Source organism: Dyadobacter beijingensis DSM 21582 (genome assembly GCF_000382205.1).
Lineage (GTDB): Bacteria > Bacteroidota > Bacteroidia > Cytophagales > Spirosomataceae > Dyadobacter > Dyadobacter beijingensis.
This window is the reverse complement of record NZ_KB907794.1, coordinates 38,023-52,430: the sequence shown is the minus strand read 5'-3', so window position 1 is coordinate 52,430 and position 14,408 is coordinate 38,023. Positions and strand designations below refer to the sequence as shown.

Genomic DNA, 14,408 nt, shown 5'->3' with positions numbered 1-14,408 from the left:
TATGTCAAAAGTGATATGGAAACGTTTATAAGTTCTATCGGTAAAATCCGGTCAGGAATGCCGGTTTTCCCTAACTAAACCTTCATTAACAAGTGCATTATGTCAGTTGAGGCGCAGGTTCAACCTTTGTGGAAACCGGGAAGGACCCTGTTGGAACAGTCCAATCTCAAAAAGTATATGGACTGGCTGTTTGTCAAAAAAGGGCTCTATTTCCGTTCCTACCACGATTTATGGGAATGGTCGGTAACCGACCTGGAAGATTTCTGGGAAAGTCTCTGGAATTACTTCAATATCAAATCGCACGATCTATACCTCGAAGTGCTGCAACGTCCCATTAGCGGGCTCATCGGCACACGCTGGTTCACGCGCTCGAAGCTCAATTACGCGGAGCACATTTTCAGGAACAAAACCAAAGACCGTCCGGCGCTCGTATTCCAGTCGGAAAGATCGGAAATGACGGAAATCTCGTGGGAAACGCTCGAACTGCAGGTAGCCGCCGTCTCGACCTGGCTCAAACAGCGGGGCGTGAAACCGGGCGACCGGGTAGCTGCCGTGCTGCCCAATATACCCGAAGCGGTTGTCGCATTCCTCGCTGCCAATGCGGTAGGCGCCGTATGGTCGTCGTGCTCGCCCGATTTCGGCAAACCTGCCATTACCGAACGCTTCTCGCAAATCGAGCCGAAGGTTTTGTTTACGGTAGATGGCTACGTATATAATGGCAGGACTTACGACATTACCTCGTTTGCAGCGGAACTTTCGGCATCGCTGCCCACTGTGAAGGATACTGTTTTGCTCAATAATATCTTCTCGGAAACACGCCCCGACCGGTTCACTGCCTGGGACGACATTCTGCATTTCGAGCATTTCGGCATCGACTTCGAACCCGTACCGTTCGATCACCCGATCTGGATTCTTTATTCTTCCGGTACCACCGCGAAGCCCAAAGCCATTACCCACAGCGTCGGCGGCTGCCTCATCGAGCATATGAAAGCGCTGATGCTGCATCAGAACGTGAAACCGGGCGACCGCTACTTCTGGTATTCGACTACGGGCTGGATGATGTGGAATTATGCATTGGGTTCGCTACTATGCGGTGCAACGCTGGTGCTGTACGACGGCGCGCCGGCCTATCCGTCGTCGCAAGTGCTCTGGACCATGATCGAGAAAGCGCGGATTACGCATTTTGGCAGTGGTGCCGCGTTTTTTATCGCTTCCATGAAAAGCGGCGTGAGCATTACCTCCGAGCGGCTGGGCCATTTGGAAACAATCGGTTCCACGGGTTCGCCATTGCCGCCGGAAGCATTCGAATGGATTTATAAGCAGGTCAAAAAAGACGTATGGCTCATCTCCCTGAGCGGCGGCACGGATGTGTGCAGCGCCTTCGTAGGCGGGTGCCCGCTCCTGCCCGTGTATGCGGGGGAGATCCAATGCAGGATGCTCGGCGCCCGGATCGAGGCATTCGATGAGGATGGCAGGCCCGTACTCGACGAGCTCGGAGAGATGGTCATCACACAGCCGATGCCGTCCATGCCTATTTACTTCTGGAACGACGACCACGACGAAAAATACCTTTCCAGCTATTTCGAAATGTACCCGCACGTGTGGCGGCACGGCGACTGGATCAAAATCACCGACCGGAAATCGGTCATTATCTACGGCCGCTCCGACGCTACCTTAAACCGCGGCGGCGTCCGGATTGGTACGGCGGAGATTTACCGCGCCGTAGAAAGTATCCCGGATGTGAAGGATAGCCTCGCCGTTTACCTCGAAAAATCGAACGGGGAGGGGACGATTTCCCTATTTGTCGTCCTGGCAAAGGATAAGGAGCTCACCGACGAGCTGAAAGGCCAGATCCGGGACACGCTCCGCACCCAGTACAGCCCGCGCCACGTGCCCGACACGATCGAGCAGGTAAGCGACATTCCCTACACGATCAACGGCAAAAAGATGGAAGCGCCCATGAAACGGATACTCATGGGCCAGGACCCGGCCAAGTGCATTAATATCGATACGATGCGCAATCCGGAGTCACTGAAAGCATTCATCTAGAAATACGCGCCGTTGGTCTGTTAACGCCCTGCATTCATTTGCATTAGGCAACCAAAATTGTTTAATTCACGTTGGGGAAAATAGTCTTTTCCTGCACGCATACTCCAAATTTTTAACGGTATGAATCCACATAGCCCCCAACCCCCGATTCAGAACTCGAAATCCACGGTTCGTTTGCCCATCATCATCGCGATCACGTTGGCGGCGGGTGTGCTGCTGGGAAGCACGTTTTTCAGCGGCGGGAAAAAACTTTCCGACGTGGCCAAAGGCTACGGTAAGTTCCGGGAAGTGTTGATGCTCGTGGAAAACAATTATGTGGATTCCGTCAATACCGACGAGCTGGTGGATTTCTCAATTTCCAAAATGCTCGAAAAGCTCGATCCGCATACGGCCTATTTCAATGCGGAGGAAGCCACTGCAGCCCGCTCACAGCTCGAATCAGGGTTTGACGGCATTGGCGTCGAGTTCAACATTTATAATGATACGGTGTACGTGGTGACGCCATTGAGCGGCGGGCCTTCCGAGGCGGCCGGTATTCAGAGCGGAGATCGCATTATTTCTGTCAATAAAGAAAACCTTTCCGGTCCGGGAGTCACCAATGCGCAGGTTTACAAGCTGTTGCGCGGAAAAAGAGGCACGAAAGTCGACCTGGCGATCGAACGTGTCGGTTTGAAAGACAAAATGAATTTCGCCGTCGTGCGCGACCGTATCCCTACCTATTCGGTAGACGCGTCTTATATGGTGGATGACGAAATAGGGTATATCAAGGTTAGCCGTTTTTCAGAAACAACTTTCGACGAGTTTAAGTCCGCATTGAAAACATTGAAATCCAATGGCTTGAAAAACCTCATCCTCGACCTCCGCGGCAACCCCGGCGGCTATATGGAGCGGGCGACGAGCATGGCCGACGAATTCATTTCCGGGGACAAATTATTGGTATACACCGAAGGCAAAGACAGCCGCTTCGACCGCAAAACACGCTCGCATGTAGACGGCCTGTTCGAGCAGGGCCCGTTGATCGTACTCGTGGATGAAGGCAGCGCCTCGGCATCCGAAATCCTGGCAGGCGCATTGCAGGACCACGACCGCGCATTGGTGGTAGGCCGCAGATCTTATGGAAAAGGATTGGTTCAAATGCCGATCAAGCTTTCGGACGGCTCCGAGCTCCGCCTGACCATTTCCCGTTACTACACGCCAAGCGGCCGGAGTATTCAAAAACCTTACGAGCTCGGCAAAGGGGAAGATTACAGCCAGGACCTCGCGCACCGGTACGAGAGCGGTGAGCTTTTCAATGTCGATAGCATTAAATTCGATAAGAGCAAAGTCTATAAAACGGACGGCGGTCGTGTCGTTTACGGCGGCGGCGGCATTACGCCCGACATTTTTGTGGCCAAAGACACTTTGCAGAACAGCAAATACCTGTTTGAATTGTATTCCAAGAATATCATCCGCGAATATGCGCTGCGCTATGCCAACGAAAACCAGAAAAAACTGGAAAAGCAGCCGTTTAAAGAATACCTGAAAACATTCCAGGTGTCCGACGCCATGATGGCGGAACTCGTGAAGGATGCCTCCAGGGCAGGCATCAAGCCCAACGAAAAGGAACTGAACCTCTCCAAATCGCTTATTACCTCGCAAACCAAAGCGATTATCGGCCGGTATGTGTGGGGGAGGAAGCAGAAGAACGGTTTGAACAACGAGGTGTTCCAGGTACTGAATCCGACCGATAATGTATACCAGCAGGCCGTACAGCTTTTCAGTCAGGCGGCACAGCTGGAAAAGGGCGAGTTCAGCAGCCTTAATATTCCCAAAAACAAAAAGTAAAATCACCCCTATTCAATGTCCCGTATTGCATTTGTTACCGGAGCCACATCCGGTATTGGTAAGGCCACGGCAGAAGCGTTTGCCGGCGCCGGTATAGATCTTGTTTTGTGCGGCCGCCGTCAGGACCGCCTGGATGAAGTCGCCGGAGAACTTTCTTCCCAGGTAAAAGTAACCACGCTGTTGTTTGATGTCCGGGATAAGCAAGCCGTTTTAGCGGCGGTGAACTCGCTGCCCGACGAATGGAAAAATATCGATATCCTTGTCAACAATGCAGGTAATGCCCACGGACTCGGCACGCTCGACCAGGGCGATACCGACGATTGGGACGCCATGATCGACGGGAATGTGAAAGGGCTTTTGTATGTTTCAAAAGCCATTATCCCCCTGCTGCTTGCACGCGGTAAGGGGCATATCGTGAACATCAGCTCCATTGCCGGCAAGCAAACCTATGCGAATGGTGCCGTGTATTGTGCTTCCAAAGCGGCGGTAGAAGTGATCAGCGAGGGAATGCGCCTGGAACTCACGCAGCATGGTATTAAAACGACGAATGTCGCGCCCGGTGCGGTAGAGACGGAATTCTCCCTCGTGCGTTTCAAAGGCGATGAGGAAAAGGCCGAAAAGGTGTATCAGGGCTTCGATCCGTTGCAGGCCGGCGACATCGCTGATGCCATTCTCTATGCCGTGAATGCACCCGATCGCGTCACGATTGCTGACATTACCATCCTGGCCGGTGCGCAGTCCGCCGCGACCACTATTCATCGGAAATAGAATTTTCTTTGGTTTCCGGCCATTATGCAGGCTGAAATCAATATCTTTGTCATTCTTTTTTAGGCCCCAACTTCCAGTTTATGCAAGTTGGGGACATTTTTGATTGCCTATGAAAAGTTTTGACCAAAGTTCCCCCGCCGAATCGACGGCCGCCGCAGTTCCAGCCTCTCAGACCGTATTCCCGATCTTGCTGGCACTGAGTTTCTCCCACTTGCTGAACGACACGATGCAATCGCTCATCCCGTCGATCTACCCGATGGTGAAGGAGTCGTTCAACCTCAGTTTTTCACAGATTGGCCTCATTACTTTCACGTTCCAGGTGAGCGCGTCGGTATTCCAGCCGCTCGTGGGCTCTTTCACGGACAAGCGGCCGCAGCCTTATGCATTGGCGGTAGGGATGTGTTTTACGCTGCTGGGACTGATCTCGCTATCCATGGCCGACAGTTTTCAAATTGTATTGCTTTCGGTTGGACTGATCGGCATTGGCTCGGCGGTATTCCACCCGGAAGCGTCGCGGGTGGCGCGGATGGCGTCCGGCGGCAAGCACGGAATGGCGCAATCGCTGTTCCAGGTGGGCGGTAATGCGGGCAGCTCGCTAGGGCCGTTGCTGGCGGCGTTGATATTGCTGCCTTACGGCCGTTTTCAGGTGATCTGGTTTTCGCTCGTCGCATTGCTCGCGATAGTCATTCTTTCGTGGGTAGGCGGCTGGTATAAGCAGAATCTGGGCGGTGTGGTCAAAAAAGCGGTGAACACCGTGAAATCAGAATCGCATCTCTCCAAAGGTAAGATCGTGCTGTCTATCAGCATTCTTCTGCTTTTGATATTCTCGAAATACATTTATATGGCTAGCATTTCGAGCTATTTCACATTTTATCTGATACACAAATTCGGCGTTTCCATTCAAAGCTCGCAGATTTACCTGTTTGCATTCCTGTTTGCCGTGGCTGCGGGCACATTCGTAGGCGGCCCGGTGGGTGATCGCATTGGTCGTAAATACGTAATCTGGATCTCGATCCTCGGCGCTGCACCGTTTGCATTACTGCTGCCGTACGTCAACCTCTTCTGGACAGGCGTATTGAGCTGCATCATCGGCCTGATCCTTTCCTCGGCATTCTCGGCCATTCTCGTGTACGCACAGGAGCTGATACCAGGCAAAGTAGGTATGATCGCCGGCCTGTTCTTCGGTTTTGCATTCGGCATCGCCGGCATCGGATCGGCTATTCTTGGCACGCTGGCAGACAAAACCAGCATCGAATATGTATTCTGGATCTGCTCCTTCCTGCCGCTGATCGGGCTCCTGACTGGGTTTTTGCCTAATCTGGAGCGGAAGGGTTAATCGGCAACCCTCAAAATCAGCCCCGGATCGGGACATAAGTTCCGGTAATAAGCCCAATCATCCGCATGACACACGCCTGGGAAGTCGCCGCGGCGTGTGCCCATATCTCGTATGACCTGGAAATGCAAATGCGGCGGCCAATCGCCGTTTTCCGGGTAGGGGCCTATCGCGGCGAAATGTTCGCCGGCCAGGATGTCTTTTCCTTCGTAAAGCCCATCGAGGGAGGGAAGCGACAAGTGCCCGTAAAGCGTGAAGAATGTCGTGCCGGCCAGCTCGTGCGCGAGGATGATAGTCGGACCGTAATCTCCGTAATGGTCGTTGAATGCAAAACTGTGCACCCTGCCGTTCAGCGGCGCGTGGATCGGCTCGCCGGCTTCCGCCCAGATATCTACGCCCAGGTGAATGCTTCTCGGTTTCTCAGAATCGGCGGTGAAATGCTTGCGGTGCCGGTAAATCACCCGGTCTTCGCCATAGCCGCCGATGCCATTGCAGGTCCCGTTTGAAAGCAATTCACCGAAAACATAGGCGGTAAAATCAGCCGTTTCGGACAAGTCACGCATTAGCAGATCCCCATTCGCCTCGGTGAAATCCAGCTGGCGGTAAGGCTTGCCATTTCGAATGACAGGTTCGAATGCAGGCTGTGCAAGGAGTATTTGAATCAGTTCTGACATTTTATTTTACCTGTAAACCAATCAGGCAAGCCATTACGACTTGCCTGATGATAATGCAACATTATTTCGGATCGAGCGCTTGCTTGATTCGCTCCGAAACATCCCGCAAATGATAGCGGGTGTTCTTGTCGGTGCTTTTGGCGCTAGCCGCCGTGATCGAGGTCTTCAAACTTTCCAGATGCGCCCGCGCGATGGACGGCAAGTCCGTCTTTTCCAATTCCACCGAGCGCGTCGAGAAGCCGTAGGTAATGCCCACCGGGATCGACTGGACATTGGCGCGGCCCGGTTTCAGTAGACTGATTAGCTTTTCCGCATATACCTTTTGCAGGTTTCTGCGGTACAGGTCAATGGCTTTCCCCGTTTTTGTTTCCGACCATATTCCCGCTTCGAGGTCTGTGAAAAGGTCGTCGAGGGTGTAATTTTTGGCAGTAACACCTGTTTCCATCAAACGTACAGCCCGATCGCCGGCGAAAAGCGAAGTCAATGCAAATTCCTGCAACGCCTTCACGGCTTCCACGCCCGTTTCGGGCTTCACTTTGCTGAGGATATTCTGGTCGAGGAGCCAGGTAGGGGTTTTGAAAAGCTGCGCATTCAGGAAGTCGATCGCCTCTTTTTGCGTGGCTTTCGGAACGGTCGTGAACGTCGGGCCTTCCATATCGTAGGTGATCGGCGTGTCGTAGATACCGCCAACATTCTTGATCACATGGCCGAGGTAGCGGCGGTACTGCGTCACCACATTGCCGTAAATTTCGTCCAGTTCCTTGTAGCTCTCGCCGTCTTCCTTACTCCATTCGATCAGGTTCGGGAGAATGCGTTTCAGGTTTCTGATACCATATTCCGACGCTTTCATCGCATTATCACCCAAATCTTCGGTCTGGTACCGCGGGTCGTACGGGCTGATTTCCGTTCCGAAATGCAGGCGGTCATCCTTATAGGCCTCCTTGGTCATGGTGTTCAATGCCAGTTTCTCGGCCTTGGCGTCCTTATCGGTAAAGTTGCTGTAACCCCATTGAATGGCCCATTTGTCATAATCGCCGATGCGCGGAAAGAGGTTGGTAATGCCGTCTTCCGGCTGCGCTACGTAGTTGAATCGCGCATAATCCATGATCGACGACGTGTGCCCGTGTGCATCCACCCACGCTTTGTCGCGGAGCTTTTCCACCGGCGTGGCCGAGCTGGCGCCCATGTTGTGCCGGAGGCCCAGTGTATGGCCGATTTCGTGCGACGATACGAAGCGCACCAACTCGCCCATCAATTGATCGTCAAATTGCTTGCTGCGCGCTTTTGGGTCTACCGCTGCGGCCTGGATAATGTACCAGTTGCGCAAAAGCCGCATGACATTATGGTACCAGCCGATGTGGCTTTCAAGGATCTCGCCGCTGCGCGGGTCGTGTACGTTAGGCCCGTAAGCATTCTGAATATCGGCCGCGAAATAGCGGATCACGGAGTAACGCGCATCTTCCAGGCTCATCGTCGTGTCGCCTTCGGGCCAGTACTCGCCGCGGATGGCGTTTTTCCAGCCTGCTTTTTCAAATGCAACCTGCCAGTCGTCAACGCCCGCTTTCAGGTATTTGCGCCATTTTTCCGGGGTTGCGGGGTCAATATAGTACACAATCGGCTTTTTCGGCTCGATCAGCTCGCCATTCTGCTGCTTACGCGCGTCCTCGGCGTTTTTGGGTTCCAGGCGCCATCTTACGGCAAAAACCTCGGTATCCGACCGCTGCGACTCTTCACCGAATGTCGCATATTGATTGGCAAAATATCCCACCCGGCTGTCGAAAATCCGTTTTTTCATCGGCGTTTTAGGCAGCAGGATGAGCGAAGTGTTCATTTCAAAAGTGACTACACCGGCATCCAGCCCCGATGGCAGGTACTGACCGATCGACGGCACAGGCGTAGGCGTAAGCAGCTGCGGCGTCACAGAAAAGGTTTTCACCGACCGTATTTCCGTATTAATAGGATAGGAGCTGATCTTTTCAATAAACGAAGCTTCTTTTTTAAATGCCGCCAGTTTCAAAAGCTGCTTGCTCACCGAGCTGAGCGAGAAAACCTGATTATCCGCATTGAAATAGTCGGTAACGTCGATCACCGACGACCTGGACGGTTCTTTTTTCACCGCCTTAATATCGAAAACACCGATAATCGGGTCGGAATTGGAGTTTTTGACGGCCTGGAATATCGGTTTGGTGCTGTCGGGGCTCGCTACCACGATCGTTACCGAGCGCAGGAGCAGGTTATTGTCCATCCCTTTTTCCCAGCGGATCATCTGGCGGTTTACTTCCTCACCCCCGAAAATCCCGCCTCCCGCGGCGGTTTTGGAATAGCGGGTCACGGCCATAATGTCGCGGTTCAAAAGTGAATCCGGGATTTCGAAGTACCATTTGTCGTCCATCTTATGCACCGAGATCATGCCTTTCTGGCTCACGGCATTGGTGCTGTCGATGAGGTCTTTAAATGCTTTCGGGCCTTTCTTTTTTTCGTCTTTCAGCTTGTCTTTCACCGCCGAGGCCACGGCTTCCACGGCCTTGTCGATCTTGACGTCTTCCTGTTTGTCTTTCTTTTTCTTTCGTTGAGCCTGCGCGTCGTGCATACATACGAATGCCAGCGCTGCGAGGAAAAGGTAACGCATCAATCTCATAGAGTTGGTTTGGTTTTTGGATAAAGAATTAAAATAAATGGATGGGGTTACGGGACTTAACGGGCCATTAAATCGGCCAGGACGCCTTCTTTGAGGGCATATTTCGACACCTGGATGCGACGGATGCCGTGCGTTTTGAGCACATAATCGATCAGGCACACGGCCACCACGATCATGTCCACACGCAGTTCGATCATACCCGGAATCGCCATGCGTGCATCGTGGTTGCCCGAAAGGATCAGGGCGTAAGCACGGTAAAATTCTTCGAGCGGAATTTCAAAATCAGTTTGCCCGGCAGGCGGCCAGTCGCTGGTGCGATGATGAAAGTCGATATCTACGAGCGTATCGAACGTTCCCGAGGAGCCTACCAGCTTGTCGGGCGCATATTGATGGACCGCGTTGGCGAGCGGAATGAGGTTTTCGTCGAAATGGTTGTAGAGATTGCGGCGGTCGCCCTGGGAGAGCGGGTCATTCCGCATGAATTTTTCCATGAGCCGCTGCCCGCCGATCTCGAAACTTTGTTTCCAGAAGATCTGCGCGCTGTTCCCGATGATGAATTCGACGCTGCCGCCACCGATGTCCATGATCAGCGAGGGGCCATTGCCAATGTCGGCGCCGTGGCGGACGCCCTTATATATGTACTCGGCTTCGCGGTTACCATCGATCACCGTCACTTCGATATTCGTTTTTTGCAGGATTTCGGAGCAGAATTCGTGCCGGTTTTCCGCATTGCGCACGGCGCTGGTGCCGAATGCGAAGGTTTTTTCAGGCATTACCCCGAATGAATCGAGCTTTTCGCGGAAATAGGAGAGCGCTGCGAGCGCGCGGTCCTGCGCTTCGGGGGTGATAATGCGCTTGTTGATACCGCCCAAACCGATCCTGGCCGGTCTGCTTTCGTGGAAAACAGTCTTGAAATGAGCGCCGTTCGGCTCGGCGATGAGCAGGTGAAAAGTGTTGGTGCCTAAATCAATAATTCCCAGTCTCGAACTCATATCGGGCTGTTTAATCTGTTAATGACTTTCGTTTCAATGCAATGGATACAAAAATAAATGAATTTTAACGACTTATTTCTTGATTTTCTGTTGGATATAGTTTTTCTTTGCAGTCCGATTTCAGAAACCAATTCAAAGAACAAAAGAAATTATAAGCATGCTTATTATTAACATTAAAGACAACGAATCGATTGATCGCGCTCTTAAGCGTTACAAGAAGAAATTTGAAAGAACTGGTACAATGCGTGAGCTCCGTGCCCGTACGGCTTTCGAAAAACCATCTGTAAAGCGTCGTTTCGAAGTTTTGCGTGCCGTTTACAAGGAAAAAACTTACGGTCACCTGGAAGACTAATCCTTCACGGAATGGTTCTCTGAAAGACTTCTACAGGATTATTGTATCCATATCATATGAAGAGGAGCTGTCTTGAATAAGATAGCTCCTTTTTGTATGTTCGGACTATGATAACGCCGTTTCTGGAATTCCTCCAATTTGAAAAGCGCGCCAGTGCGCACACGATCAAGTCGTATCAGACTGATCTCGACCAGTTTCAGAAATACCTCCTTTTTCAATATGAATGCGCCGAGCCCGAGATAGCCAAGCCGCCGATGCTGCGGTCGTGGGTGGTGAGTATGATGGAAGAAGGGCTCAATCCATCGTCCATTAACCGGAAAATTGCCGCACTCCGTACTTTTTATGGTTATCTAAGGAAGAAGAAACACATCGACGCCGATCCGACGAAAATCCTCTCGGCCCTGAAAACACGCAAAAAGCTGCCGGCATTCGTGGAAGAGAAATCAATGGAAATGCTTTTCGAGGAAGGCACTTTCACGGACGATTTCGAAGGCCTGCGCGACCGGGTGATCATGGAGCTGCTGTACGGCAGCGGTATCCGGCTCTCGGAGCTCGTGGAGCTCGAAGTGAAGGACCTGAACCTGCCCGCGCGTACGATCCGCGTTTTCGGAAAGCGGTCCAAAGAACGCATTGTGCCCGTTTCTACCGCCCTCGCGCAGCTGCTGCATAAATATACTGAACAGCGCGCCCCGGAGGAAACTACCGATGTTCTCATTCTAACCGATTCACACAAAGCAGTTTATCCTGTGTTCGTTCAAAGAAAAGTAAAACAATACCTCTCAGCCGTCACGACGCTCTCCCAAAAAAGCCCACACGTGCTCCGGCACACGTATGCGACGCACCTGCTCAACCGCGGCGCCGATCTGAACGCGATCAAAGAATTGTTGGGCCATGCCAACCTTGCCGCGACGCAGATTTACACCCACAACTCCATCGAAAAGCTTAAAAAAACGCATCAACAAGCGCACCCCAAGGCCTGAAACCGATTTTTTAAAGTTATATTTGCCTTCAGTGCAAATTTCAAAATATAATTTCGTCACTCCATTATGAATAATAGTTTCCAGGACGCAGTTGTAACGAAGTATAATATTTTTAATAGCCTGTTTCTGAGCTTACCTTATCGCGGTATCTTCCAAACCGGCTCCTTACTTCCGATACTGACCCAGCAGAGTGAGATTGGCTTTCAGGAAGGCAAATCTCCCAAAGAAATCATCGAACTCTTTTTTTCTGAGCTGCTGGAAACGGCTACCCCCAAGGAGCGTGCGGATTTACTTTTTGCATTTATCCAATATATCGAACGGCAGGTCGTGCTTTTCGATTCGGTGGAGGACGCCGCGTTTGAGCAGACCCACGACCTGACCGGCAAGGGCTCGGTAACCTACCTCACCGAACGGCTCGACAATGACGAACTGAAAAAGAAATTGCTCGCCAAGCTGGAAGATTTCAGCGTACGCATTGTCCTCACGGCCCACCCGACGCAGTTCTATTCGGGCAAAGTGCTTGGGATCATCAACGATCTCGAAGACGCGATTAAAGAAAACGACTTCACGGAGGTTAACCAGCTCCTGCTGCAACTCGGCAAAACGGCATTTATCAATCACGAAAAGCCTACGCCATTCGACGAGGCGGTGAGCCTGTGCTGGTTCCTCGAAAATGTATATTACGACGCCATCCCGTCCATCCTCGAAAAGCTGATCAACGGCCTGGGAATGAGCGTGCACGACTGGCCTTACCCAAATGTGTTCCGCCTCGGCTTCTGGCCCGGCGGCGACCGCGACGGTAACCCGTTCGTAAACCCGGAAATTACCCTGAAAGTTGCCGACCGCCTGCGCGAGACGCTGCTCCGCGGCTATTACCGCGATATCCGCCAACTGAAACGCCGCCTTACATTCAAAGGAGTGGACGACGCGGTTTCGCTTGCCGAGAAAAAGATGAACAGCACCATTTTCGGACCGTTCGAGGAAGGGTACGAAAATGCGCAGGAGCTGATCGACGAGCTGTTGAAAGCCCGGGAAGTGCTGGTGAACAAGCACCAGGGGCTGTTTGTGGAGTTGCTGGATAATTTTATCCTGAAACTGAACCTGTTCGGGTTCTTCTTCGCAAGCCTGGACGTACGCCAGGACAGCCGCAAGCACGGCAAGGCATGGGAAGATATTCTGAAAAGGCTTGAAAAGAAAATCCCGCTGCTGAAATACAGCGATTACGAGAGCTGGGACGAAGCGAAAAAAATCGATCTGCTCCTTTCTCTTAATATCCCGCTTCGCGATGAAGATTACGAGGATGAGCTGACGAAGGATATCCTCGGCTCGATCAGGGCCATTAAAACGATCCAGGAAAAGAATGGCGAGAAAGGCGCGCATCGCTATGTGATCAGCAATAATACCTCCGCGCTGAATGTAATGCAGGTGGTGGCGCTGGCCAAAAACCTGATTGCCGACGAAGAAGGCAAGCTCGCGGTGGACGTCGTGCCGCTTTTTGAAACGGTGGACGACCTCGCCAATGCGCCAGGCATTATGCGCTCGCTGTATGAAAACGACTATTACCGCAACCATTTGACTAACCGTGAAAACCACCAGACGATCATGGTGGGCTTCTCGGACGGTACCAAGGATGGTGGTTATCTGCGTGCAAACTGGTCGATTTACCGCGCTAAGGAAGAACTGACGAAAGTTTCGCGCGAGTTTGGCATCAAAGTCACGTTCTTCGACGGCCGTGGGGGGCCTCCTGCACGCGGCGGCGGCAATAACCACAATTTCTACTCATCGCTCGGCAAGGACATCGAGGATAAGGAAATCCAGCTGACCGTGCAGGGACAGACGATCAGCTCCAACTACGGAACCGTTACGACGGCGATGTATAACCTGGAAAGATTGTTCACGGCGGGTCTGGAAAACCACCTTTTCAAAGGCAACCGCGAGGATGAACTGACGGATGCGGACAAGGAACTCATCGAGGAGATGGCGGAAATCGCTTATAACTCCTACCTGGACCTGAAAAACCATCCGAAGTTTGTCAAATACCTGGATAAAAAGACGCCGTTGCGCTTCTATGGCCAGACCAACATCGGAAGTCGTCCTACCAAACGCGGCAACGACGATGGCGGTTTGAAGTTCGAAGACCTGCGTGCGATCCCGTTTGTGGGCTCGTGGGCGCAGATGAAGCAGAACGTGCCGGGCTTCTATGGTTTCGGAACGGCGATCCGCGAGTTGGTGAAAGAGAACAAAGTGGAGGAAATCAAAAAGCTTTACCAGAAATCGCTTTTCTTCCGCACACTGATCGAAAACTCGATGCAGTCGCTCTCGAAAGCGTTCTTCCCAGCGACGAAATACCTGCGCGAAGAAGAGGATTACCGCGAATTCTGGGATAAAATGTATGAAGAATTCCTCCTTACCCGCGAGCTGCTGCTCGACGTATCGGGCCAGAAGGAGCTCCTGGATAGCAATAACGTCACCAAAGTGTCGATCAAAACCCGCGAACGCATTGTTCTCCCGCTGATCACGATTCAGCAATATGCATTGCAAATGCTGGCTGGCGATCCGAAGGACTTGCAGGTAGACGTAGAAACGTATAACCAGCTGATTATCCGGGCGATGTTCGGAATTATTAATGCGGCGAGGAATTCGGCGTAGCGTATCGGTAAGATGTTTATCAGGGCCGGGCACATGTGCCCGGCTTTTTTTGTGATTATTTGTCAACTATCAATTTTTCCTCCGCAATTATTAGTAGACGAATTGTTGCAAAGGCTTATATTTGATATATACTCAATCGATTCCAAACT

At 52.0% G+C, this 14,408-nt stretch carries 10 protein-coding genes; 7 read left to right on the top strand and 3 right to left on the bottom strand.

The features are described 5' to 3' along the window. The first annotated feature begins 99 nt into the window (after positions 1 to 99). The 4 genes from H144_RS0130505 to H144_RS0130490 all read left to right on the top strand — a co-directional run bounded on the left by H144_RS0130505 (position 100) and on the right by H144_RS0130490 (position 5,977). A complete protein-coding gene (locus H144_RS0130505; protein WP_026351124.1) occupies positions 100 to 2,049 on the top strand; it encodes an acetoacetate--CoA ligase in 1,950 nt (649 codons plus the stop codon). A 120-nt stretch (positions 2,050 to 2,169) separates the two neighbouring features. Continuing rightward, entirely contained in the window at positions 2,170 to 3,873 is a 1,704-nt protein-coding gene (locus H144_RS0130500) for a S41 family peptidase (RefSeq protein ID WP_019945931.1), read from the top strand. Between the two features lie 15 nt (positions 3,874 to 3,888). Further along, positions 3,889 to 4,641, top strand: a complete 753-nt coding sequence (locus H144_RS0130495; protein ID WP_019945930.1) for an SDR family NAD(P)-dependent oxidoreductase — start codon at positions 3,889 to 3,891, stop codon at positions 4,639 to 4,641. Between the two features lie 109 nt (positions 4,642 to 4,750). Further along, positions 4,751 to 5,977 carry an MFS transporter gene (locus H144_RS0130490; protein ID WP_019945929.1) on the top strand — a complete coding sequence of 409 codons (1,227 nt, stop codon included), beginning with the start codon at positions 4,751 to 4,753 and terminating at the stop codon, positions 5,975 to 5,977. Here H144_RS0130490 and H144_RS0130485 read toward each other — a convergent pair. The 3 genes from H144_RS0130485 to H144_RS0130475 form a co-directional block, all read right to left on the bottom strand. Next, complete coding sequence (locus H144_RS0130485; protein WP_019945928.1) at positions 5,974 to 6,648, bottom strand: peptidoglycan DD-metalloendopeptidase family protein; 675 nt, start codon at positions 6,646 to 6,648, stop codon at positions 5,974 to 5,976. The two genes, H144_RS0130490 and H144_RS0130485, sit on opposite strands and share 4 nt — an antisense overlap. A 61-nt stretch (positions 6,649 to 6,709) precedes the next feature. Continuing rightward, positions 6,710 to 9,286 carry a zinc-dependent metalloprotease gene (locus H144_RS0130480; RefSeq protein ID WP_019945927.1) on the bottom strand — a complete coding sequence of 859 codons (2,577 nt, stop codon included), beginning with the start codon at positions 9,284 to 9,286 and terminating at the stop codon, positions 6,710 to 6,712. Positions 9,287 to 9,342: 56 nt separating this feature from the next. Then, on the bottom strand, positions 9,343 to 10,278 hold the full coding sequence (locus tag H144_RS0130475) for a Ppx/GppA phosphatase family protein (protein ID WP_019945926.1): 936 nt from the start codon (positions 10,276 to 10,278) through the stop codon (positions 9,343 to 9,345). Between the two features lie 157 nt (positions 10,279 to 10,435). Between H144_RS0130475 and rpsU the strand changes: the two genes are divergently transcribed. The 3 genes from rpsU (at position 10,436) to H144_RS0130460 (ending at position 14,259) form a co-directional block, all read left to right on the top strand. Further along, the gene (gene rpsU / locus H144_RS0130470) at positions 10,436 to 10,630 is read left to right on the top strand and encodes a 30S ribosomal protein S21 (RefSeq protein WP_015813375.1); all 195 of its coding nucleotides are present in this window, start codon (positions 10,436 to 10,438) and stop codon (positions 10,628 to 10,630) included. A gap of 107 nt (positions 10,631 to 10,737) precedes the next feature. Beyond that, the gene (locus H144_RS0130465) at positions 10,738 to 11,610 is read left to right on the top strand and encodes a phage lytic cycle repressor MrpR family protein (RefSeq protein WP_019945925.1); all 873 of its coding nucleotides are present in this window, start codon (positions 10,738 to 10,740) and stop codon (positions 11,608 to 11,610) included. A gap of 66 nt (positions 11,611 to 11,676) precedes the next feature. Next, positions 11,677 to 14,259, top strand: a complete 2,583-nt coding sequence (locus H144_RS0130460) for a phosphoenolpyruvate carboxylase (RefSeq protein ID WP_019945924.1) — start codon at positions 11,677 to 11,679, stop codon at positions 14,257 to 14,259. The last annotated feature ends 149 nt before the right edge of the window (positions 14,260 to 14,408 follow it).

Bases quoted from the DNA above. Each gene is read 5' to 3' on its own strand.
- H144_RS0130465 (WP_019945925.1), top strand. From the start codon at position 10,738: ATGATAACGCCGTTTCTGGAATTCCTCCAATTTGAAAAGCGCGCCAGT.
- H144_RS0130485 (WP_019945928.1), bottom strand. From the start codon at position 6,648: ATGTCAGAACTGATTCAAATACTCCTTGCACAGCCTGCATTCGAACCT.
- H144_RS0130490 (WP_019945929.1), top strand. From the start codon at position 4,751: ATGAAAAGTTTTGACCAAAGTTCCCCCGCCGAATCGACGGCCGCCGCA.
- H144_RS0130460 (WP_019945924.1), top strand. From the start codon at position 11,677: ATGAATAATAGTTTCCAGGACGCAGTTGTAACGAAGTATAATATTTTT.
- H144_RS0130505 (WP_026351124.1), top strand. From the start codon at position 100: ATGTCAGTTGAGGCGCAGGTTCAACCTTTGTGGAAACCGGGAAGGACC.
- H144_RS0130500 (WP_019945931.1), top strand. From the start codon at position 2,170: ATGAATCCACATAGCCCCCAACCCCCGATTCAGAACTCGAAATCCACG.
- H144_RS0130495 (WP_019945930.1), top strand. From the start codon at position 3,889: ATGTCCCGTATTGCATTTGTTACCGGAGCCACATCCGGTATTGGTAAG.
- H144_RS0130480 (WP_019945927.1), bottom strand. From the start codon at position 9,286: ATGAGATTGATGCGTTACCTTTTCCTCGCAGCGCTGGCATTCGTATGT.
- rpsU (WP_015813375.1), top strand. From the start codon at position 10,436: ATGCTTATTATTAACATTAAAGACAACGAATCGATTGATCGCGCTCTT.
- H144_RS0130475 (WP_019945926.1), bottom strand. From the start codon at position 10,278: ATGAGTTCGAGACTGGGAATTATTGATTTAGGCACCAACACTTTTCAC.